Origin of the sequence: Erwinia sp. BNK-24-b (assembly GCF_047456155.1) — a bacterium.
Classification (GTDB): domain Bacteria; phylum Pseudomonadota; class Gammaproteobacteria; order Enterobacterales; family Enterobacteriaceae; genus Erwinia; species Erwinia phyllosphaerae.
In genome coordinates this window covers 1,965,561-1,988,051 of sequence record NZ_CP179901.1, presented here as the reverse complement: position 1 = coordinate 1,988,051, position 22,491 = coordinate 1,965,561, and the positions used below count along the sequence as shown (strand labels likewise).

The following is a 22,491-nucleotide window of genomic DNA, read 5'->3' as shown; positions in this document are numbered from 1 at the left end:
CACTTCGCCTTCAGATGGTTGCCAGACCTACAGCCCGTACGTTCCGGCATTTTATACAGCACCACCCTGGCCTGCTGGCAGCGGAGGCCAACCGGATAAGTGGGCCGTTTTGGCACCCGACTGCGTCGGTTAACGCTTGCTGGCCGGGCGGCGATTACCGCTGACCTGCGTATGGCGTTTAACCGCGCGGCGGATCTGGTTAGCCTTGGTACGACGACGATCTTTTTCTACCGCAACTTTACTGGTGGTTTCTGGCGGCAGGCCGACCAGCTCACGTAAATAGTTGGTTGGCGGCAGCTCCAGTTCAGTCCAGCCCCCGCGCGGTAAACCTTTTGGTAAGGTAATGTCGCCGTAGCGTGTACGGATCAGACGGCTGACCTGCACGCCTACGGATTCCCACAGACGACGGACTTCACGATTGCGCCCTTCGGTCAGCGTTACGCTGTACCACTGGTTAATGCCTTCACCGCCGGTAAACTTCAGCGTTTTAAACGATGCAGGGCCATCTTCCAGCTGTACGCCTCGGCTTAGCTGTTTAAGCTTGTCATCATCCACCTGACCGAAGACGCGAACGGCATATTCCCTTTCTACTTCACGGCTTGGGTGCATCAGACGGTTAGCCAGCTCGCCATCGGTAGTAAACAGCAGCAGGCCGCAGGTATTCACGTCCAGACGGCCTACGGCAATCCAGCGCGCGCCGCGCAGCTTTGGCAAACGGTCAAATACGGTAGGACGGCCTTCCGGATCGTTACGGGTGCACAGCTCGCCTTCCGGCTTGTAATAAGCCAGTACGCGACAGATTTCACTGGTGGATTCTGCGACGGAGACCAGATGGCCGTCGATACGGATTTTTAGTGCTTTACTCGGCTCTACGCGGTCGCCCAGCGTGGCTATTTTGCCGTCCACGCTGACGCGTCCGGCAGAAATCATGGTTTCAATCTCGCGGCGGGAACCGTGCCCGGCGCGCGCTAAGACTTTCTGTAATTTTTCGCTCATGGCGCTGCCTCTGTGTCGCCTTCCCAGGCGTCATTAAGTGAATTGGCCCGTGACTTGAGAGGCGAATGCGCGGTGGCTTGCTCGCCCCTGTTTCAGGGGAAGCGCATTCTACACTAAGTTATCTGCTATTGATAACGCTACCGGGTCGTTTGCATGGGAAAAGCGTCACGCGCTGTCCGCGACACAGGTTAGCGGCTAACCCGACAGATAATCTTATCGTTTACTCATTCCTTATTCTTAACAAAGCGCCTGCCCTAAGCCAATTTAACGACGTCCGCAACCGCGCAACAAAAGCTCAGTGTTATTTAATTGTTAATCATTATCACGCTAATATTTTATAAATTAAAGTTAGCCTTTTAATTGCCGATACTGCGCCATTACTGGTTTTAGCTGAAAACAAACGCAAATTAATACGAAAACAGAGGCTGAATCAGTTAAGCAAAATGTTTTATAGATGTTAAAACCAGCTTTTTCCTGCAAGGCAGTCAATCAGGCTGACTTAATGCAAATTAATAAAAGCGTCGGTACATCACCCCCAAAATAAGCAGGCGATATATATTGCAGATTGAGTTAATTCCTGACTATTCGGGTTATTATTATTTTCGCTGCTTAATTTGTTTGCTCGGCTAATAAGTTTGTGTAGAATTCACTCAGGCCATAAAGAGCCACATTAATGAACTGGTTACCAGTCATAATAAATTTTAGTTAAGTCACAAATAAATTTTAAATAGAAATTGGTTTTAAAAAACGGGGGGCGCAGCTCCCTTTATACCGCTGATTTCGGTCAGCATCGGCCTTACACGTCATTAATCTTCACCAGGGATTTTCCGACGTGTCCGACAAAGTGTAACGATGATGAAAAAAATAATTCCCTTAGCGGCGTTGGCATTGCTGACGCTCACCGGCTGCTCTGTCGGTAAATATGAGTACAGCAAAGAAGCGCTGAAGCGTGTGGACATGAATTTTACCGGCATTCCTACCATTCTGGGTGTAGGTTCGCTCGGCACCAGCATTCCGATTACGCCTGAGTACAGCCTGACCGCTGCCCACGTGGCGAAGCTCTCCGTCCAGCGCGTTAAGGCCTATCATCCTTACTGCGATCTGGCGATCATTTACCACAAAAACGACATGAAGACCCTGCCGAAATTCCGCGAGGGCGATATTGGCGAGTCGGTAAAAATGTATGGCTATAGCTTTATTACCGCAATGCCGGTGGAATCTTCCGGTGTCAATCTGGCCCTGACCGGCATTCGTAACGAGTGGAATAAACGTCCCTGCGTGGCAATGGCTTCCAATGCGGGCGTAGTAAAAGGTATGTCGGGCGGCGCGGTTTATAACAGCGACGACACTATCGGCGGCGTTATTGTCGGCTTCACTAATGAAATTAAGCGTCATAAAGCCAGCAACGTGCCTTTAAAAGACGTTTCGCTTTATATTCCTTACGAAGATTTTAAGGACTGGCTACAAAAAACCACTTCTTAAAGCAAATTTTCCTGTTAGTGAACTTTTGAAAGTAAATAAAGACAGCATCAGGGGTATTACCTTAAGGTAAACTTAATATTGTCTTAGTTTTAAATCAGGGAAGGAGAAAAGGAATGCCTGTTTTGGGAAAGGCTCGCCTGTCACCACGGCGAGCCACCAGCCCGTTAAAGGAAAGGTTTAATATCGCCTACGCCTTCGCGTACCACTTCCGGAGTATTTTCGGTAAGATCAATAACCGTTGTCGGCTGCTGCCCCAGATAGCCACCATGAATAATTAAATCCACCTGTTTGCCAATTTCATCCTGAATCGCTTCCGGATCGGATTCGGTGAAATCGTTGCCCGGCAGCATCAGCGACGTCGACATTAAAGGCTCGTTTAACGCCTCCAGCAGCGCCAGCGCGACAGGATTAGACGGCACGCGCAACCCGATAGTTTTACGCTTGTCGTTCATCAGACGACGCGGCACTTCTTTGGTCGCCTTCAGAATAAACGTGTAGTTGCCCGGCGTATTATTTTTCATCAGCCGAAAAGCCGTATTATCGACGTGAGCGTAAGTGGAAAGCTCAGACAGATCGCGACAAACCAGCGTGAAATTGTGATTACCGTCCAGCTGGCGAATGCGGCAGATACGCTCCATCGCGCTTTTATCTTCCAGCTTACAGCCCAGCGCATAGCCGGAATCGGTAGGATAAACGATCACCGCGCCTTTATTTAAAAGCTCAACGGCCTGCTTGATCAGGCGCGGCTGCGGATTTTCCGGGTGTATATAAAAAAACTGACTCATTGTTAACCTCATCTCCGTCGCGCAACGGGCGAACGGATTTAAATTTCAGGGAAGCGTAGCCAGACTGCTTCTACGCCAGCCGGAAGCCACAATTTTTTTCCCAGCTCGATCCACGGACAAGGTTGATGAAAATCCGATCCTTGCGACGCGGCCAGCTGGTAATCCTGCGCATAACGCGCCAGCTGCGTACGCTCATTGGGCGGCTGCTGGCACTGCGCCACTTCCATCGCATCACCGCCCTCTTCTTTAAAATGAGCGATAAGGCGCTTTAGCCACTTGGCAGAAAGCCCGTAGCGGCCCGGATGGGCCAGTACGGCACGTCCACCAGAATGATGAATAGCATCAATGGCTTGTTTGATTGTACACCACTGTGGCGGCGCGTAGCCGGTTTTACCGCGCGCCAGGTAATTTTTAAACACCTGCGCCATATTATCGGCTTTTCCCTGCGCTATCAGATAGCGAGCGAAATGGCCACGGGTGATTGCGCCACCGTCCGCTAACGCCAGTGCGCCTTCCAGCGCGCCGGGAATGTGCGCTTTTTCCAGACGTTCCGCTATCAGTTGCGCACGCGCCAGCCGGCGATCGCTCTGCCCCTGAAGAAACTGCGTCAAAACAGGATGCTGGCAGTCGACGCCAAGCCCGACAATATGAATTTCATGGTTTTCCCACAGGGAAGAGACCTCCACGCCAGCGATAAGCCGTAAAGGTAGCTGATGCCTGACAATGGCGTCACGCGCGGGCTGAACGCCGTCGACCGAATCGTGATCGGTAATAGCCAGCACGCCAACGCGCTGCTCGACCGCACGTAACACCAGCTCTTCAGGTGTGAGCAGGCCATCAGAGGCACGCGTGTGGCTGTGTAAATCGTAGATGGGCCAGGGATTAAGCGGGGTTAAGGACAAAACGACTCCGTAAAGCGCGGAAAATTTTCTGCAATGATACCCGTAATCCCGACGGAGAGAAAAAGAGTATTGACTTTTTCCTGCTGAACCAGTTAACTAGTACGCAAGTTCACAGGCAAAGGTAGCGACATAATGAAAATGACAAAAGCAACGAACGGCTGGTGGCATACTTCTCCCTGATCGGGCGAAGGAGTCGTGCACGTCGTTGTACAGCTACCCAGGCCCGCCGCAAGCGGGCCTTTTTTTTAGCCAATTTCAGAGATTAACCTTATGCATCATGCCAATTCTACAGTGAAGTTAATTACCGGCAGCGCGCCCTACCGTGAAGATCCGGCCGCGGTTTTTCATCAGCTTTGCGGCGCGCGTCCCGCTACGCTGCTGCTTGAATCTGCCGATATCGACAGCAAGCGCAATCTGAAAAGCCTGCTGATTATTGACAGCGCGCTGCGGATTACCGCACTCGGCGATACCGTCACCTTACAGGCGCTGTCGGAAAACGGTCGTGCGCTGCTGCCATTACTCGATGCCGCTCTGCCTCCTTCGGTCATTAATACGGTTCGCCCCGACGGCCGCGAGCTGCGCTTCATCTCAAACAGCGAGGTTCAGGATGAGGATTCTCGCCTGAAATCGCTGTCGGTTTTTGACGCGCTGCGCCTGATCCCGCACCTGTTAAAAAGCCCGGCAGAAGAGCGCGAAGCCATGCTGCTTGGCGGCTTATTCGCCTATGACCTGGTGGCAGGCTTTGAAGATTTGCCGCAGCTGGATAACCAACAGCGCTGTCCCGACTACTGCTTCTACCTGGCAGAAACGCTGCTGGTTATCGATCATCAGAGCCAGAGCGCGCGTCTTCAGGCCAGCCTGTTTACCTCCGCGCCCGGCGAGTTTTTGCGCCTGCAGCGTCGGATAGAACAACTACACGCGCAGATGCTGCAACCTGCCCCTGCACTGCCGGTGCAGTCGGTAGAAAAGATGGCCCTGAATGTCAGCCAGAGCGATGAAGAATATTGCGCGGTCGTGCGTAAAATGCAGGAAGCGATCCGCATTGGCGAAATTTTCCAGGTAGTGCCTTCACGCCGTTTTTCACTGCCGTGTCCGTCGCCGCTGGCCGCTTATGAGACGCTGAAAAACAGCAACCCAAGCCCTTATATGTTCTTTATGCAGGATCAAGATTTCAGCCTGTTCGGCGCTTCACCGGAAAGCTCGCTGAAATACTCTGCCCTTGACCGCCAGATTGAAATTTATCCGATTGCCGGAACTCGCCCGCGCGGTCGTCACGCCGATGGCTCGCTGGATCGCGACCTCGACAGCCGCATTGAGCTGGAGATGCGTACCGATCACAAAGAGCTGGCCGAGCATCTGATGCTGGTCGACCTTGCGCGCAACGATCTGGCACGCATCTGCGAGCCGGGCAGCCGCTATGTTGCCGACTTAACCAAAGTTGACCGTTACTCTTTTGTGATGCACCTGGTTTCCCGCGTGGTGGGCAAGCTGCGGGCGGATCTCGATGTGCTGCACGCCTATCGCGCCTGCATGAATATGGGCACGTTGAGCGGCGCGCCGAAGGTTCGCGCTATGCGCCTGATTGCTGAAGCCGAAGGCACGCGGCGCGGCAGCTACGGCGGCGCGGTAGGCTACTTTACCGCCAGCGGCGATCTGGATACCTGCATCGTGATTCGTTCAGCCTATGTTGAAGACGGCGTCGCTACCGTTCAGGCTGGCGCAGGCGTGGTGCTGGACTCAAATCCGCAGGCGGAAGCCGATGAAAGCCGTAACAAAGCCCGCGCGGTTCTGCGCGCCATTGCCACCGCGCACCACTGCAAGGAGATTTTCTGATGGCTGACATTCTGCTGCTCGACAATATTGATTCCTTTACCTATAACCTCGTCGACCAGCTGCGCGCTTTCGGCCATAACGTGGTTATTTATCGTAATAACGTGCCCGCCGATACGCTGATTGCGCGTCTGCAACAGATGGAAAATCCGGTTTTGCTGCTGTCTCCCGGCCCTGGCGCACCGGCTGACGCAGGCTGCATGCCTGAACTGTTAGCACGCCTGCGCGGTGAGCTGCCCATTGTCGGCATTTGCCTGGGTCATCAGGCGATTGTGGAAGCCTACGGGGGTCATGTCGGCCAGGCTGGCGAAATCCTGCACGGTAAGGCTTCTGCCGTTACCCATGATGACCAGGGGATGTTTGCCGGACTGAGCAATCCGCTGCCGGTCGCGCGCTATCACTCTCTGGTTGGCAGTAACGTGCCGGACGGGCTGACGGTTAACGCTACTTTTAACGGCATGGTGATGGCCGTTCGCCACGACGCCGACCGCGTTTGCGGCTTCCAGTTTCACCCGGAATCGATTCTGACTACTCAGGGCGCACGTCTGCTGGAACAGACGCTTGCCTGGGCGCTGGCAAAATAAGGAGAAAAAGATGAACGCTATTCTGGAAAAACTGTACCAGGCGCAAATCCTGACCCGTGCGGAAAGCCACCAGCTCTTTTCCGCTATCGTCACCGGCAAGCTTGAGCCGACCCAGCTCGCGGCCGCGCTGATTGCGATGAAGATCCGTGGTGAACATCCGGAAGAGATTGCCGGAGCCGCTACGGCGCTGCTGGAAGACGCCAAACCTTTTCCGCGTCCGGACTACGCCTTTGCCGATATCGTCGGCACCGGCGGGGACGGCAGCAACAGCATTAATATTTCTACCGCCAGCGCCTTTGTTGCGGCCGCCTGCGGGTTGAAAGTAGCCAAACACGGTAACCGCAGCGTCTCCAGCAAGTCCGGCTCTTCCGATCTGCTGGCGGCTTTTGGTATTAATCTGGATATGCCTGCACAGCAGGCGCGCCAGGCGCTGGACGAGCTGAACGTCTGTTTCCTGTTTGCGCCGCAGTACCACACTGGTTTTCGCCATGCAATGCCGGTACGCCAGCAGCTTAAAACCCGTACCCTGTTTAACGTGCTTGGCCCGCTGATTAACCCTGCACGTCCGCCGCTGGCAGTGATTGGCGTTTACAGCCCGGAGCTGGTGCTGCCCATTGCCCACACGCTGAAGGTGCTGGGCTATCAGCGCGCGGCTGTTGTGCACGGTGGCGGTATGGATGAGGTAGCGTTACACAGCGCTACGCACGTGGCGGAACTGCGTGACGGCGAAATCACCAGCTATCAGCTGACGCCGGAAGATTTTGGCCTGAGCTTTCATCCGCAGGAAGCGCTGGCAGGCGGTACGCCGGAAGAAAACCGTGACATTCTGACGCGATTGCTCCAGGGTAAAGGCGAGCAGGCGCATGAAGAGGCCGTGGCCGTTAACGTCGCGCTGCTGTTGAAAATATTCGGCCAGGAAGATTTACGGGAAAACGCGCAACAGGCGCTGCGCGCCATCCGCAGTGGCCAGGCTTTTGAGCGCGTCGTCGCGCTGGCAGCAAGAGGATAATATGGAAACCGTACTGAGCAAAATCGTGCAGGATAAAGCGGTATGGCTGGCGCAGCGCCAGCAACAGCAGCCGCTGGCTTCTTTTCAAAACGAGATTGAGCCTTCCACGCGCAGTTTTTACCACGCGCTGGCCGGCGCCAGGACCGTGTTTATTCTGGAGTGTAAAAAAGCTTCACCCTCAAAAGGCTTAATCCGCGAGGATTTCGATCCGGCCACTATCGCTGGCATCTATAAGCATCATGCTTCGGCCGTTTCGGTGCTGACCGACGAGAAATATTTTCAGGGCAGCTTCGACTTTCTGCCCATCGTCAGCGCCGCTATTACCCAGCCGGTACTGTGCAAAGATTTTATTATCGATCCTTACCAGATCTATCTGGCGCGCCATTATCAGGCCGACGCTATTCTGCTGATGCTTTCCGTGCTGGATGATGAACAGTACCGCCAGCTCGCTGCGGTAGCGCACAGTTTAAATATGGGTGTGCTGACGGAAGTGATCAGTGACGAGGAGCTGGAGCGTGCTACCGCACTGGGCGCGAAGGTGGTAGGCATTAATAATCGTGATTTACGCGACCTCTCTATCGATCTGGATCGCACCCGCCGCCTGGCCCCAAAAGTTGCCCATGGCGTGACGGTCATCAGCGAATCCGGCATTAACAGCTATGCGCAGGTGCGCGAGCTGAGCCATTTTGCCAACGGTTTTTTAATCGGCTCGGCATTGATGTCGGAAGATGACCTTTCCTCAGCCGTACGCCGGGTAGTGATTGGCGAGAACAAAGTGTGTGGCCTGACGCGTGCAGAAGATGCGCATGCCGCGCTGGAAGCAGGTGCCGTTTACGGCGGCCTGATTTTTGCCGAAGGTTCACCGCGTAACATTGACGTTGAACAGGCGAAAACGGTGATGGCTGGCGCGGCGCTTAACTACGTCGGCGTTTTCCGCAATAACGCTATAGGTGACGTTGTCACTACCAGCCGCGCGTTAAAGCTGGCTGCGGTGCAGCTTCACGGTGATGAAGATCGCGATTACGTGGCTGAATTACGTAGCCAACTGCCTGCAGCGGTAAAAATCTGGAAAGCATTCAGTATTAAAGAGGCGCTTCCCGCTCGCGACTGGCCGCATATCGATCGCTACGTGTTTGATAGCGGCAAAGGCGGCAGCGGCACGCGGTTCGACTGGACGCTGCTGACCGGGCAAAAACTGGATAACGTGCTGCTGGCCGGCGGACTGGGCGCGGACAACTGCGTGGCTGCCGCGCAGCTAGGCTGTGCGGGTCTGGACTTTAACTCTGGCGTTGAAAGCGCACCCGGCCTGAAAGACGCGTCAAAAATTGCCTCGGTGTTTCGTACGCTGAGAGCCTACTGATCGGGCGACGCTCATGCGGCGCCTTTGCGAGAAGAGAAGCGATATGACTTTATTAAATCCCTATTTTGGCGAGTTTGGCGGTATGTACGTGCCGCAAATCCTGATGCCTGCTTTAGAGCAGCTGGAAGAGGCTTTTGTCAGCGCCCAGCGCGATCCTGAATTCCAGGCAGAATTTATTGGCCTGCTGAAAAACTACGCCGGTCGCCCTACAGCCCTGACGCTGTGTCGAAATCTGACCAAAGGCACCAAAACCCGTCTGTATTTGAAGCGCGAAGATCTGCTGCACGGCGGCGCGCACAAGACCAACCAGGTTCTCGGCCAGGCGCTACTGGCAAAGCGCATGGGCAAGACAGAGATTATTGCCGAAACCGGCGCGGGCCAGCACGGCGTTGCTTCGGCCCTTGCCAGCGCGCTGCTTGGCTTGAAATGCCGCATCTATATGGGTGCAAAAGATATTGAGCGCCAGTCACCGAATGTTTTTCGCATGAAGCTGATGGGTGCGGAAGTGATCCCGGTACACAGCGGCTCGGCCACGCTGAAAGATGCCTGTAATGAAGCGCTGCGCGACTGGTCCGGCAGCTATGAAAACGCCCACTATATGCTCGGCACGGCGGCTGGCCCGCATCCCTTCCCGACTATCGTGCGTGAATTCCAGCGGATGATTGGTGAAGAGACCAAAGTTCAGCTGCAGGAACAGGAAGGTCGTTTGCCGGATGCGGTCATCGCCTGCGTGGGCGGCGGCTCTAACGCTATCGGCATGTTTGCAGACTTTATTGATGACGCTTCCGTAGGGTTGATTGGTGTTGAACCCGCCGGCCACGGTATCGAAACCGGCGAGCACGGCGCGCCGTTAAAGCACGGCCGCGTGGGGATCTACTTCGGTATGAAAGCGCCGATGATGCAGACGGAAGATGGCCAGATTGAAGAGTCTTACTCTATTTCCGCCGGTCTCGATTTCCCTTCCGTTGGCCCACAGCATGCCCACCTGAACAGCATTGGCCGGGCGGAATACGTCTCCATCACCGATGACGAAGCGATGGATGCCTTTAAAATTCTCTGCCGCAGCGAAGGTATTATTCCTGCCCTCGAGTCCTCCCACGCGTTAGCTCATGCGCTGAAGATGATGCGTGAAGCGCCGGAAAAAGAGCAGCTGCTGGTCGTTAATCTTTCCGGCCGCGGCGACAAAGACATCTTTACCGTTCACGATATTCTGACTGCTAAGGGAGAGATCTGATGGAACGCTATGAACAGCTTTTTCAGCGTTTGCAGGCACGCAAAGAAGGCGCTTTTGTCCCTTTTGTGACGCTGGGCGACCCAACACCCGAGCACTCTCTACAGGTTATCGATGCGCTGATTGCTGGCGGTGCCGATGCGCTGGAGCTGGGGATCCCCTTCTCCGATCCGCTGGCGGATGGCCCGGTTATTCAGAACGCGACGCTGCGCGCCTTTGCGGCTGGCGTAACGCCTGCGCAGTGCTTTGAGCTGCTGGCAGCCGTTCGCCAGAAGTATCCTGAAATACCGATTGGCCTGCTGATGTACGCTAACCTGGTCTTCTCAAACGGTATCGACAATTTTTACGCACGCTGTCAGGAAGTAGGTGTGGATTCGGTGCTGGTGGCAGACGTGCCGGTTGAAGAGTCTGCACCGTTCCGCCAGTCGGCGATGCGCCATAACGTTGCGCCAATTTTTATCTGTCCGCCAAACGCCAGCGACGATCTGCTGCGTGAAATTGCCTCGCACGGTCGTGGTTATACCTACCTGCTTTCACGTGCGGGCGTGACGGGAACAGAGAGCCGCGGAGTCAGCCAGTCTTTGCAGCATCTGGTTAACAAGCTGACCGAATATCACGCCGCGCCGCCGTTACAGGGCTTTGGTATTTCTGAACCTTCTCAGGTTAAAGAGGCTCTGGCTGCGGGCGCGGCGGGCGCGATTTCCGGTTCGGCAATCGTAAAAATTATTGAGCGCCATCACAATGAACCAGCGAAGATGCTGGCTGAATTGCAGAATTTTGTCGCCACGCTGAAAGCCGCAACGCGTTAACCGCTTTATGGATGCCTTATCCCCCCGGTAAGGCATCCCGACTTCATGCTCAGTTGCTCTGGACATTCGTTTTCACTGTATGCCAAAGGTAGTAACGGTTAGCTGAATTTCATGACGCTTTCCCGACCGTTTTTACCTACACCAACTTTTTTGCTGCGCTGCCTTCATTCTGTTCTGATAAGGCGCTATTTTTTCGCCCTTTTTGCTGTCCGAGCATGGAAAAATCGCCGGCCAGGTCTACGCTTCTTTTACAGAGCGAATCTGTAATAACGGCCAAGGCCATTCGTAAATAACAGGGAGATTTACCATGAAGCTGTTCAAAATGTTGACGGGTATGGTTATCGCAGCCGTTGTGGCTGTTTCAGTCAGCGCCTGCGCGCCAACGGCAAAGCAGGAAGGCACCGGTGGTTATCTTGATGACACGGTCATTACGACTAAAGTTAAAACGGAACTGCTGAATGACGAAGCGCTGAAGTCGCGTGAAATCAACGTAGAAACCTTTAAAGGACGCGTGCAGCTGAGCGGTTTCGTTAGCTCAGCACAGATGGCCAGCCGCGCCGTGCAGGTCACCCGCAGCGTGAAAGGTGTGAAGTCGGTAGTAAATAATATGCAGATTAAGTAAGCTGGCCTTACGGTCAGAACTTTATCAGCAGTTTGAGGGCGGTATTTATTCCGCCCTTTTACTTTCAGCGCCAGTTGGCAGCCAGTACAGGTTGCAGCCGCTGAAGCTCTGCATCGGCAAACATAGCGGTTGCAGACGCTGGCGGTGCAAAGGCAGCCATCGCCTGGACAAGGTTTTCAACATTTTTGTAAAACAGTCTGGACCCGTTACCCGCCGTAATATTCCAGGGCTGTTCGGCAATGTTGGCATACCAGTTATGCAGGGTGACCAGCTGATTACTGCCTGTCACTGAAATTTGCAGATCCTGCTCTTTATGCTGGAACCATAAGAAGTCTGGACTGATGTCACTGCCAAATACCAGCCTCCCCATTGAGCCGCTAAATTCCAGCTCGTTAACGCCGTGTCCCACTTTTACGGTCGACATGATACCGCTGACCACCACATGATTATTACCCTCACCCAGTTTCACCGTTGAGATATTTCCCTCAATAGTGTTCTCGCCATCTCCAACTGTCAGATGATCAATCTCACCAACGATGACATTATTACCATTGCCTGCCGTAATATTGGCTTTTTTCCCCGTCACATTAAATCTGTTGTCACCGTTCCCAGCCACCACCGTGTTAAAAACACCTGCCACATTGATGGTTCTGCTTTCGTCATCCAGTGTGACTTTAGCGAAAGTTTTATCGATCGTTATGGTGTTGAGGTCAGGAATACCTGGCTTAGCCTCCTCAGATGCAGAAGGTAATGAGGGCGGCACTGGTGGAATTGATATATCCGGAACAATTACTGCAGGTTGTTCATGCGATGGTGGCATTCCGATATCGACCGCAGGAACCAGATCCGGCGAGTACTCCGCAAAAATGAAATCGCTCGCACTAACCTGAGAGGTTTCCAGTGTGTCCAGATAGAGCAGATTGACGTTGGTACCCTCAGCACCATTGTAGATAACGTTAACGCCATGAATTTGAGATAATCCATTGATGGTGCCGCGATTGCTCTGGGTAATGCAAAGCTGGCTGAAATCAGTAATGCCGGTTTGTCGCAAATCAATTTTATCCGTGCCGTGACGGAAGCCACGTAACGCATTTTGGTAGTTCGTCACTCCGGATTGGGCGGCCACCACAAATGTGTCTGACGAGGCGCTATCATGACTGTAGACAGTCCCATTGAGCGTGAAAGTGAAATTGCCCTGAATATCACTACTCATGATAACGCCTCTGCCACCGCCGTTAAGGATCACGGTTCCGAGGCCTTGCTGTGGCTGATGTGTAGAGGTGTCGCTACTGGTGTAGCTCTGAGGCGCGATAAACGTATCCTGGAAAAGGAAGTTCCCCGCACCGATCCCGGCGAGTTGCTGATTCTTCAGAACGATGTTCTGGCCCTTACCCAGCTCAACCCGGACATCCGCCGCTTGCTGTGTCAGCTTCAGATCGGAAAATGTTTTTCCGGAGAACCCTACCAAATCGATAGTTTCGCCTCGTGCAGCCTCAAAGTTATTGATAACATCGTTGCCCGCATCACGGCGATGGACGACATAGAACTCTTTACCCGCACCGCCGGTCAGCGTGTTGTTTCCGCGTCCGCCATCCAGTAATGCATCAGCCTTCCCTGCAACCAGCGTATCGTTTCCATCGCCTGTGACAATATTCTGAATAGCAGACGGATTTTTAATCGTCAGTGCAGCACCGCCAATACTGGCAACACCGCTCAGCAGGTTAACCGTAGTGTTGCGCGAAACGGCCGCTGCGTTGAGTGTATTACGCCCTCCGGCAACGCCATTGACCGAGTCATCCAACACCGCTCGGGTGGTTTGACGGACTACGGCGTCGATATATTCATCGGTATAAAAATAAGTATCGTCTGGACTACTTTTGCTGCCATAAAGTCGTAAGGACCAGGTATTTAATGTGACTGGCAAACCTGAGTTCGCATCGCTGACCTGCAAAGTCCAGTTACCTGCCGAACATTCACCAAAATCGTGGGTGGTCATGAAAGTATATTTAAATGAGCCTGACCGGCTGCTGCCCTGGTCAGCCTCACTCGCACCCGGCATACCTTCCGGGATCTTGCCCTGACGGTTAAGCAGTATGCTTTGCGTGCCATCAGGGGAGATCAACCTGAGCGTCAAATCACCCAGACGCCCCACGTCTGCATCAAAGTCAATTTCAACATGCTCAACATTCAGACCAGCCTTCATCACAATGGACGACGTCAGCGTTGCTCCTGCCACCACATTTTGACCAAGTGGGCCGCTGGACGCGCTGTAGACATACTCATTGGCAGCCGTATGTTGAGTCATCCAGGCTTCGGATAGTCGAACAGCGGCCCGTGCATCAACTTCACCAAACCCGTAATCATTGCTGGTATGCATCCCGCCACCGTTCCAGCTGCGGCTGCTATTGTCACTCCAGTCGGTAGAAGGGTCGTTAATCTTGCGGGCAGAGAGCGCAAGGATCTGTTGGACATCGCGATAGCCAAGATTCGGATTGGCTTCAAGCATTAACGCAACAATACCGGAGACGATTGGCGTGGCAAAGCTGGTTCCCTGCATGCTGCTGTAGTCATTGCCAAAGGTCGAGCCACGATCCGTTTCCAGCATATGGCTGGTTGAGACAATGTTGCTGCCCGGCGCTGAAACCAGCAGGCTGGCACCCGGGCTTGAGAACGGTGAAGAAGCAATCTGCAGCGTCGATAAGTCACCCTGAGCATTGATTGCCCCTACTTCAACCGAGAAGCGATTATTACTGGTCAGCGATCCCTGCGCATTACCGCCAGCCGCACGGGCATTGCCGCCAGCCGTAACAATAATCGTCCCTAATCCACCCCGGCCATTAGCTGCTGCATACTGCGTATTCATACCCAGAGAACTGGCAGTGTTAACAGCACTGCCCTGCAAATTACCTTGTGCGAAGTCATGGGTGAAGCCCCAGCTATTATTGGCAATGTCAAAACTGACCATGTGTCCAAGCCCGGCGAGGTCGGCACCGTCATTAGCCAGGCTATAGCCGCCTAACGTAGCGTCATAGGCTACACCAACACCACCTTTGTCATTGCGGGCTGCGACCATCACTCCTGCCACCATTGTGGCATGGTTAGAAACCAAACCAGGCAAGGTACCACTGGCCCGTTGAGATTCCAGCCAGGCCCGATCGACATTTACTGCAAGGTCAGGATGATCGATATCAAAGATTTCAGGCGCGGTAGCAAACTGGCCGCCCGGCTCAAACTGTCCAATACGAACGCCTTTCCCGGTATAGTCCTGCCAGACCTGCAGAATATTAGTCTCGCTCAGATACCATTGCTGCGCGGCTAAAGGATCGAGCGGCATATCCGGCGTTAACAGGGTGACGGCAGCCCGCATCGGCGCTGTCTGTCCGCTATTAAGATCCACTACCGAAGCGGAAAGATTACCGGCTGCATCAATAACGCCGTACTTAAAGCTAAGCATGCCTGTATAACTGGTATCCGGCGTGAACAGAACGTCGCCCTGAGCGGTGAGGCTCACCGTACCGCCGGTCGCATCCCCTACATTCGCAATACGTAGTGCTCCCTGGCTGTTAAGGCGCCAATCGTTGGCCAACAGACTATCGGCAGAAATAAGGTGAGCCTGAATATGATCGAAGGCTTTTCCCTCTTTATCACGCGTAAGAACATCTTCAACCGGCATGGCGTTCGGCAGCTGTAAATCAACCGCCGAAATATCCGCAAAATTCAGTTTCTGGATATTTTTTAGTGTTAACGTGCCGTCACGCCCGACGACCTTATCGGCAACGCTATAACCGCTGTCGGTACGGGTGATGCTATAGTCGCCGTGATTACCGTGCAGCGTGACCAAATTGATGCCGCCGTCTCCGTCAATCGTGGCATTGCCGTGACCGGCCTCAATCACGTCATCACTGGCGCCGCCGAAAATTTTATCATCGCCGCCGCCAGCATAAATGATGCTGCCCCCGCCGGAAGCATAAATCGTATCGCCCTGAGTACCAGCATAAATAACTGCCTTGCCGCTGCCGCCAATGATGACGTTGTGGCCGCTACCTCCAACCAGCACGTCGTCTCCCATTCCTCCGACCAGCGTTGAATCACCAGAGCCGCCCTTAATAAAGACGCCATTGGCCCCGCCGCTCCTGATGATGTCATTGCCGTCTCCGCCTTCAGCCAGGGTTAAACCTGCCTGCGCCATGTTCAGCTCCACACCTTTACTGCCTACAACGATCGCCGTATCGCGGCCTCCATTGCCATGAATGTTTTTAGCATCATCAGAGGCGCTGATAACAAAAACGTCATCGCCTGCGCCGCCAACATAAGTGTTGCTCCCCGCGCCGCCAACCAGCCAGCTGCCGGTTTTTGCGGCAATCAACGTATCGTTACCGCTTCCGCCGTACACATTGCTTACGCCCAGCTTATCCGCATCCAGGGTTTCGTTGTGTTGACTCTGGCTGGCCCAGGCCGTGGTGGTCATTCCGTTAGCAGTAGAAGTGACTCGTGTCCCGCTTCCCTGAGCGCTGAGGGTATTGCTGATGGGATCGCCAAGAAAATCGACGGCCAGTACCTCCTGAATTTTGCCGTTGATGGTGAAAGATCCGCTGGCAACCACTCTGTTACCATCACGAACTTCTTCTTTGTTCGTCGCGCGGACATTAATTTGGGTAATGCCCAGCTCATCCAGCGTTTTCAGTTCACCGGCATTTACCTGTGCATCATGTGAACCATCAACCCAGACCCGCAGCTTGCTCCAGATGGCATCACGCCGATCGATTACTCCATCCTTATTGCTATCTTCACTGGCAAGAGCGGAAAAACCATCGCTGAATTTTGTTTCGCCCGCGTCCCCGTCAGTACCTGCTTTGCCACCGTAATATTCGGAGAACATCTGGCTGACGTCTTTTATCTGACCGCTACCATCGTCTATGACCAGCATCCCAGTAGTACGATCTGCCCAACCACTGCGTTTCAGCGTGCCACTGTTGTCCATATCGAAAAGTACGCCATCACGGATGTCAGTCATATGCACCCCGTCGCCGCTTAAATCCAGCAACAGCGGATCGACATAGGTATTGAAGGTGGTCATTGCCGACAATCCGTTAAGCGTTGCGGCGTTAAGCAGGTTGAAGTAAGAGTCAGTCCCTTCTGGGGTTTTGTAAAACTCCGACAGCCAGCTGTTAGGACGGGCATTAGGATCGAGCTGCAGTTCGCCGGGACGAATCCCACCAGAGGCCAGACTGGCCATCTGAGAGGAGGTAAAATCGGTTTTATTCAGCAAATCGTCGAAGGTGTAAATTTTATGCGTAGCGGCATTGACGATATAGCCATTGGCGGCATCCTGCTGCGCCTGACTTTCTCCCTGAATGGATGTTTGAGGTACAGGCGAGGAGTTGATATTGATGTTAATCAGGCTGGTTCCATCCTGACTGGAAACCCTTTCTTCCGGGGAAAGCCATTTACAAACGCCCGTATTTTTATCAAGATAGCAATCATCATTACGCATAAGATTATCGCGAATGATTTGAGCGCCTTCGTTATACAACATGTTTTTCAAAGCAAAAATATTGTTTGTCGGGATTAGGTTACCCTGGAAATCTTTATCATTATATCCAATAACATTCAGTGATTTATAAACAAAATCCACGCAGCTATTAGTGAGAACATTATATTTATCTTCATTAAAACCATATTTTTGAGAATTTTTAGAAAAATCCAACAATTGATCATACTGATTTTTAGTCAATGATACAGTAATTTCAGTAGAGGTTCGCTGATAGGCCAAATTATCAGAGTTAACCACGCGTCCTTGATCAAAGGGTTTGTAGTTTTCTGACGCAAAACCATAACTAAACTCTTTCCCGCTACCATCACTTAAAGAATACCACATATGACCACTACTGGATTTACCAATCTCTTCATCAGTTAGCCTATTACCCTTATCGTCATAAGGAATATAACCTGACCCTATTGTGGCGACTTTATATGTTACCGTGTATTTTCCTTCCATTTTTAAATTTCCTTATCAGAAAATGAACTTATCATGAGACATATAGTAAGAAACTCCGGCAAAACCAGAAATTCCGTTTAAAGCGGGGTTATCTGTCAATATAGTGAAGGTGGCAGAGTAATAACCAGATTGTAATTCAAGTATTTTTACCAGTCGCTCAGCAACATATACAGTTTTTTTCCTTTCTTCATCACGGATGTTTTTACTGCTAAAATATCCATTAGTCTCTAAGGTGTTTTCATAATAAACCTTTCCGTCTTTAATCAGGCTCAGTGAAATGGGAACAGTAACGCCCCCCTTATATACATCTCCAAATAATGCTGTCCTTTTGTGTATTTCCTCAGAAGTACCTCCTTGATCAAACAGTAAAGTAAATTTATAGTATTCATCCTTTTTGATCTCAAAATCAATAGTTACGGACTGGCCAGCATGCGTGACATCTAATAATTTATACCGATGGAGAGGATCATCACAAAATTTCACACACCAGAGACTTTTGACCAGAAACCGGGTAAATAACCAGCCATTGTACCAATAAGAATTCATTTTTCGGTCCATCTCCCGGCTCTCATTTTCGACACGGGCTAAGTTTTCTGGCGTAAAATAGATGGCGTGGGCATAAATCGGGATTCTATCAAAATCAGCCATATCCTTAAGGAGGGTAATCTTTAAAGAATAACGCCCTGGGGGTAAGTAGGCGATCTTAATATTTCGCACCATTGCACGTATATTTGACTCATTGCGATAAAAGGAATGCTCCCGAACGGTCCCCACCGTTTCTATTTTTTCATCGAAAACCATTTTGCCGTCTTTGATCAGACGCAGTGAGACAGGTATCATCTTACCTGCACTATTGATACTGCCAAATAGTGTCAGTTTCTTTCTTAATTCAACTTCATCCTTACTGTTATAGCCTTTAGAAAACAAAAGAGAAAATTGATAAGGTCCGGATTTATTGATTTCAAAATCTAACTGTGCCGAACGCCCAGCCCGTGCCTGTATTATAGGCTCAATAATATTTACTGGCCTGGCGCGAAATACAGACCATAAAAAAGTAATAAAAACAAAAAATATCAAAACCTTGTATAGCCTGTCTATACCTTTTGTTTTTTCCATCTTTTATCTCCATTATTTAATCTGATCTTTAACGCTCTCTCATGCTCTCATCAATATGCTGTTGCAATGGACTCAGGACGTAATCAATCACCCTACGCCTGTCGGTTTTTATCTCTGCGGTAACTGACATTCCAGGCGATAACGCAACTTGGCGGCCATTGATTTTTATTTGATCTGATTTAAGCCGAATTCTGCTGCTATAGACGAGCCCACGCTTTTCATCCTCAATGGCATCTTCAGACACGTTAAGCACTTCGCCGGCCAGGGTACCATAACGGGTGAAGGTGAAAGTCTCGACTTTGACCGTGACCGCTTGTCCGACATGAACGAAGCCCACGTCCTTATTTTCCAGCATGGCCTCCACTTCTACAGGTTGATTTGCAGGAACGATAACCATCAGCGCTTGTGCAGGTGTGACCACGCCACCCACGGTATGGACCGCCAGTTGCTGCACCGTGCCGGCAACCGGAGCCGTGAGGCTGGCCAGGTTTTCCTGATAACGGGCCTTAGCCAACTCTTGTACCTGGACAGCCACCTTTTGCCTGGCTTCCTGTAACAGGTCAAGCATCGCTCGTCTGTTTTGTGCAATAACGTTCTCGCGACGGCGTCGGGCTTCTTCCAAAGCTGCGGTATGCTGCAAAACACTGGCCTGCTGTATGCTCAACTGCCGTTCAAGATCCAGCCGGGATTGTTCTTTCTCCAGATACTCATGTTGCGAGACATAATTTTTCTTAACTAATCTTTGGTAATCTGCGGTCAGTCGCTTAGCAATCGGTACCGCTTGTTGCAGGCTGACCACCTGGGCCTGAGCTGACTGGATTTCGGCACTGCGCTGGTGGATTTCGGCATCGACCAGCGCCAGGCTGCTCTGGTACTCCTGATATTGTCCCTGAAGCCAGCGCCTGGCGCTTATAATCTGTTCAGGGCTGGCATGAGTCATCGTCCTTTCCACCAGCTGCGGCGGCCGCTGTTGGTTAATCGCATCCAGCATCGCTGCTCCCCGCGCGCTGTCAATACGGGCAGCCAGTAACTCACTCTCGATCCGGCTGACATCGGCGTTTGCCGCCGTCGGGTCAAGCTCAACCAGCAGTTCACCAACCTTTACTATCTGACCATCACTGACGTGAATGGCTTTGACCACCGCTGTTTCACTGGATTGAATCAGTTTGGTTTTCCCACTGGGAACAATTTTCCCTGGCGCAACCGCCACCACCTCGATTTTGCCAGTGCAGGCCCAGATCAATGCCAGCGTAGCGAAACCTATAATGGCCCAGCAGAAAATTCTGGGTGACGGATGCACCGGTGTTTCCTGTAATTCCAGTGCCGAAGGTAAAAATTGCAGTTCATGGGCAAGCCGCGCCGGGACGTCCATGTTTTTGCGTTGACGCCAGGACTGACTCCAGACGTTCCGATAGCGCTGCAATAAAGAAAGCATGTCGCTCATAAGTGATTCTCATCCTTGAATCAGGGTCAATTTTTCCTGTCAGGTCAGCCAGCACTCAGCCTCTAACATCTGAATAAAGGCCGCCTCTCAGCCCTGCTGCATACGATACAGTCGTGAATAGTGGCCATTCTGTTTTGCCAGTAGCTCTGCATGAGCACCTTGTTCAACTATTTCGCCCCGATCCATAACCAGAATACGATGGGCGTCGCGCACCGCTGACAATCGATGGGCGATGATAATGACCGTGCGGCCCTGACAAATGCTTTTCATGTTTTGCTGTACCACACGTTCAGATTCATAATCCAGCGCACTGGTTGCCTCGTCAAAAATCAAAATGCGGGGATTGCCGATCAAAGCACGCGCAATAGCTACCCGTTGCCGCTGCCCACCGGAAAGTGATGTGCCATGTTCTCCAACCACTGTGTCGTAACCCTCTGGCAATTCCAGGATAAATTCATGAGCACCGGCCATGCTGGCAGCATGCATCACCACCTCAAGCGGTGCACCCGGATCGATTAAGGCGATATTTTCGCGAATGCTACGGTTGAACAGCATGTTTTCCTGCAGTACCACGCCAATTTGCCGACGAAGCGAAGAAACATCAGTCAGCGCCAGATCCATGCCATCAACCATTACTCGTCCACGTTCAGGCACATAGAGTCGTTGCAGCAAACGAGTCAGCGTGCTTTTTCCCGAACCTGAGCGGCCCACCACACCGATGATCTCACCGGCACCAATGACGAGATTGACGCTGCGCAGCACCTCACTGCCATCAGGCCGGTAGCGAAAATACACTTGTTCGAACGTTATTTGCCCTTTCAGGGATGGCATCGTGCTGCGTGTGGCCTGCGCCAGTTCAGTATGAGAATTAAGAATGTCACCCAGACGCTGTATAGAAACACCGGTTTGCTGAAAGCTGGTCCACAGTTGCGCCAGCCGCATGATTGGGCCGCTGACACGGCCAGCCAGCATATTAAATGCAATTAATTCCCCGACCGACAACTCCCCCTCGATCACCAGACGGGCGCCAATCCACAAAGTAGCGACCGTCACCAGTTTGCCAATCAAAGAGACGCTTTCATTGGCAACAGTGGACAAGGTCTGGGTTTTAAATCCTGCGGCAACATAAGCCGCCATTTGATTATCCCACTGGCGAACGACCTGCGGTTCCACAGCCATTGATTTCAGGGTGTCGATACCATTGATCGTTTCGACAAGAAATGCCTGATTCTCGGCACCACGTGTAAAACTTTCCTGTAATCGCCTGCGCAACAGAGGCGTGATCAGCACTGAGATCAATACATAGAGCGGCAATGACACCAACACAACTAAAGTCAGCCAGCCGCTGTAACAGAGCATCACAAGGATAAAGACCAGCGAAAAAAGCACATCAAGCAGTAAGGTGATGGCGTTACCAGTAAGGAAACTGCGGATATTTTCCAGCTCGCGTACGCGGGCAACAGAATCACCAACTCGCCTTACCTGAAAATAAGCCAGCGGCAGATTGATCAGATGCCGGAACAGGCCAGAGCCCAACTCCACATCAATTCGGCTGGTCGTATGGATAAATACATAACTGCGTAAGCCGCTCAGGAGGGATTCAAACAGCATGATGCCCAGCAGTCCGGCGGCGATAACATCCAGCGTGGTGAGACCGTGGTGTACCAGGACTTTGTCCATAACCACCTGAAAGAACAAGGGTGTGACCAGGGCAAACAGCTGCAGGACAAAAGATCCCAGTAAAACCTCCCCTAACAGCTTGCGGTATTTGACGATCGCCGGGACAAACCAGGTGAAGTCAAAACGTGAGGACTCACCGGAAATTGCGTTACTGGAACGCACAAGAACCAGTTGTCCGGCCCAGCGTCGCTCAAGTTCATCAAATCCGATAACTTCGGGACGCGCTGAACGAGGATCCTGGATCAGGGCCCGCTCCTTATCCACCCTGGCGAGGATGAAAAACGTTCCATCACGATCAATAGCAATGGCAGGCAATGGCGAGTGCTGAAGCCTGGCAATGCTGGTATGAACTGCCCGGGCCTTCAGCCCCGATTTACGGGCAGCCAGCAGCAGCTCTTGCAGGGTGACACCTTGCTCTGCGGCAGAGAACTCATGCGCGAGCTGTTCGACTGACAGGGCTATATTGTGAAATCTGGCAATCATTGCCAGGCAAAGCAATCCCGTATCCGGTTGCTGAGTGGACGAAGGGGAACGAGTGCAGTTTTGATCTTTTAGCATCTGGCGTCCTTGCCTGTTTTAAACAGATGGCAGCGGGAAATGAAAAGCGCGGTTTACCATTAATACAACTGAGCCTCCCAGGCTC

The 22,491-nt window shown here is 52.2% G+C and carries 13 protein-coding genes and 1 pseudogene; 7 read left to right on the top strand and 7 right to left on the bottom strand.

Features of this window, described 5'->3' with window-relative positions:
- Positions 1-129 precede the first annotated feature (129 nt).
- Positions 130-996: a 23S rRNA pseudouridine(2605) synthase RluB gene (gene rluB, locus ACMGGR_RS08875; protein ID WP_246759683.1), complete on the bottom strand. Its 867-nt coding sequence runs from the start codon at positions 994-996 to the stop codon at positions 130-132.
- Positions 997-1,851: 855 nt separating this feature from the next.
- Between rluB and ACMGGR_RS08870 the strand changes: the two genes are divergently transcribed.
- Entirely contained in the window at positions 1,852-2,478 is a 627-nt protein-coding gene (locus tag ACMGGR_RS08870) for a serine protease (RefSeq protein WP_246759758.1), read from the top strand.
- A gap of 164 nt (positions 2,479-2,642) precedes the next feature.
- Here the strand turns inward: ACMGGR_RS08870 and ACMGGR_RS08865 are convergent, their stop codons facing one another.
- Together ACMGGR_RS08865 and rnm are read right to left on the bottom strand one after the other, a co-directional pair.
- Positions 2,643-3,263 carry an L-threonylcarbamoyladenylate synthase gene (locus tag ACMGGR_RS08865; protein ID WP_246759684.1) on the bottom strand — a complete coding sequence of 207 codons (621 nt, stop codon included), beginning with the start codon at positions 3,261-3,263 and terminating at the stop codon, positions 2,643-2,645.
- Positions 3,264-3,301: 38 nt separating this feature from the next.
- Positions 3,302-4,165, bottom strand: coding sequence for an RNase RNM (gene rnm, locus ACMGGR_RS08860; RefSeq protein WP_246759685.1), 864 nt, complete (start codon positions 4,163-4,165; stop codon positions 3,302-3,304).
- 270 nt (positions 4,166-4,435) lie between these two features.
- Between rnm and ACMGGR_RS08855 the strand changes: the two genes are divergently transcribed.
- The 6 genes and pseudogenes from ACMGGR_RS08855 (at position 4,436) to ACMGGR_RS08830 (ending at position 11,610) form a co-directional block, all read left to right on the top strand.
- Complete coding sequence (locus ACMGGR_RS08855; RefSeq protein ID WP_414148670.1) at positions 4,436-5,998, top strand: anthranilate synthase component 1; 1,563 nt, start codon at positions 4,436-4,438, stop codon at positions 5,996-5,998.
- Positions 5,998-7,588: pseudogene (gene trpD, locus ACMGGR_RS08850) on the top strand (bifunctional anthranilate synthase glutamate amidotransferase component TrpG/anthranilate phosphoribosyltransferase TrpD). Before ACMGGR_RS08855 ends, trpD begins: the two are co-directional and overlap by 1 nt.
- A gap of 1 nt (position 7,589) precedes the next feature.
- Entirely contained in the window at positions 7,590-8,948 is a 1,359-nt protein-coding gene (gene trpCF / locus ACMGGR_RS08845) for a bifunctional indole-3-glycerol-phosphate synthase TrpC/phosphoribosylanthranilate isomerase TrpF (RefSeq protein ID WP_414148669.1), read from the top strand.
- Positions 8,949-8,991: 43 nt separating this feature from the next.
- Positions 8,992-10,182 (top strand): tryptophan synthase subunit beta, encoded by a 1,191-nt coding sequence (trpB, locus tag ACMGGR_RS08840; protein WP_414148668.1) that lies wholly within the window; start codon positions 8,992-8,994, stop codon positions 10,180-10,182.
- Positions 10,182-10,988, top strand: coding sequence for a tryptophan synthase subunit alpha (gene trpA, locus ACMGGR_RS08835; RefSeq protein WP_246759690.1), 807 nt, complete (start codon positions 10,182-10,184; stop codon positions 10,986-10,988). The genes trpB and trpA overlap by 1 nt, the downstream gene beginning before the upstream one ends.
- Positions 10,989-11,295: 307 nt before the next feature.
- A complete protein-coding gene (locus tag ACMGGR_RS08830) occupies positions 11,296-11,610 on the top strand; it encodes a BON domain-containing protein (protein ID WP_246759691.1) in 315 nt (104 codons plus the stop codon).
- A gap of 64 nt (positions 11,611-11,674) precedes the next feature.
- Here the strand turns inward: ACMGGR_RS08830 and ACMGGR_RS08825 are convergent, their stop codons facing one another.
- The 4 genes from ACMGGR_RS08825 to ACMGGR_RS08810 all read right to left on the bottom strand — a co-directional run bounded on the left by ACMGGR_RS08825 (position 11,675) and on the right by ACMGGR_RS08810 (position 22,406).
- Entirely contained in the window at positions 11,675-17,608 is a 5,934-nt protein-coding gene (locus ACMGGR_RS08825) for a S8 family serine peptidase (protein WP_414148667.1), read from the bottom strand.
- A gap of 15 nt (positions 17,609-17,623) precedes the next feature.
- Positions 17,624-18,724 (bottom strand): DUF5625 family protein, encoded by a 1,101-nt coding sequence (locus tag ACMGGR_RS08820; RefSeq protein ID WP_414148666.1) that lies wholly within the window; start codon positions 18,722-18,724, stop codon positions 17,624-17,626.
- A gap of 28 nt (positions 18,725-18,752) precedes the next feature.
- On the bottom strand, positions 18,753-20,168 hold the full coding sequence (locus ACMGGR_RS08815) for an HlyD family type I secretion periplasmic adaptor subunit (RefSeq protein ID WP_414148665.1): 1,416 nt from the start codon (positions 20,166-20,168) through the stop codon (positions 18,753-18,755).
- Between the two features lie 87 nt (positions 20,169-20,255).
- On the bottom strand, positions 20,256-22,406 hold the full coding sequence (locus ACMGGR_RS08810; protein WP_414148664.1) for a type I secretion system permease/ATPase: 2,151 nt from the start codon (positions 22,404-22,406) through the stop codon (positions 20,256-20,258).
- Positions 22,407-22,491: the final 85 nt, after the last annotated feature.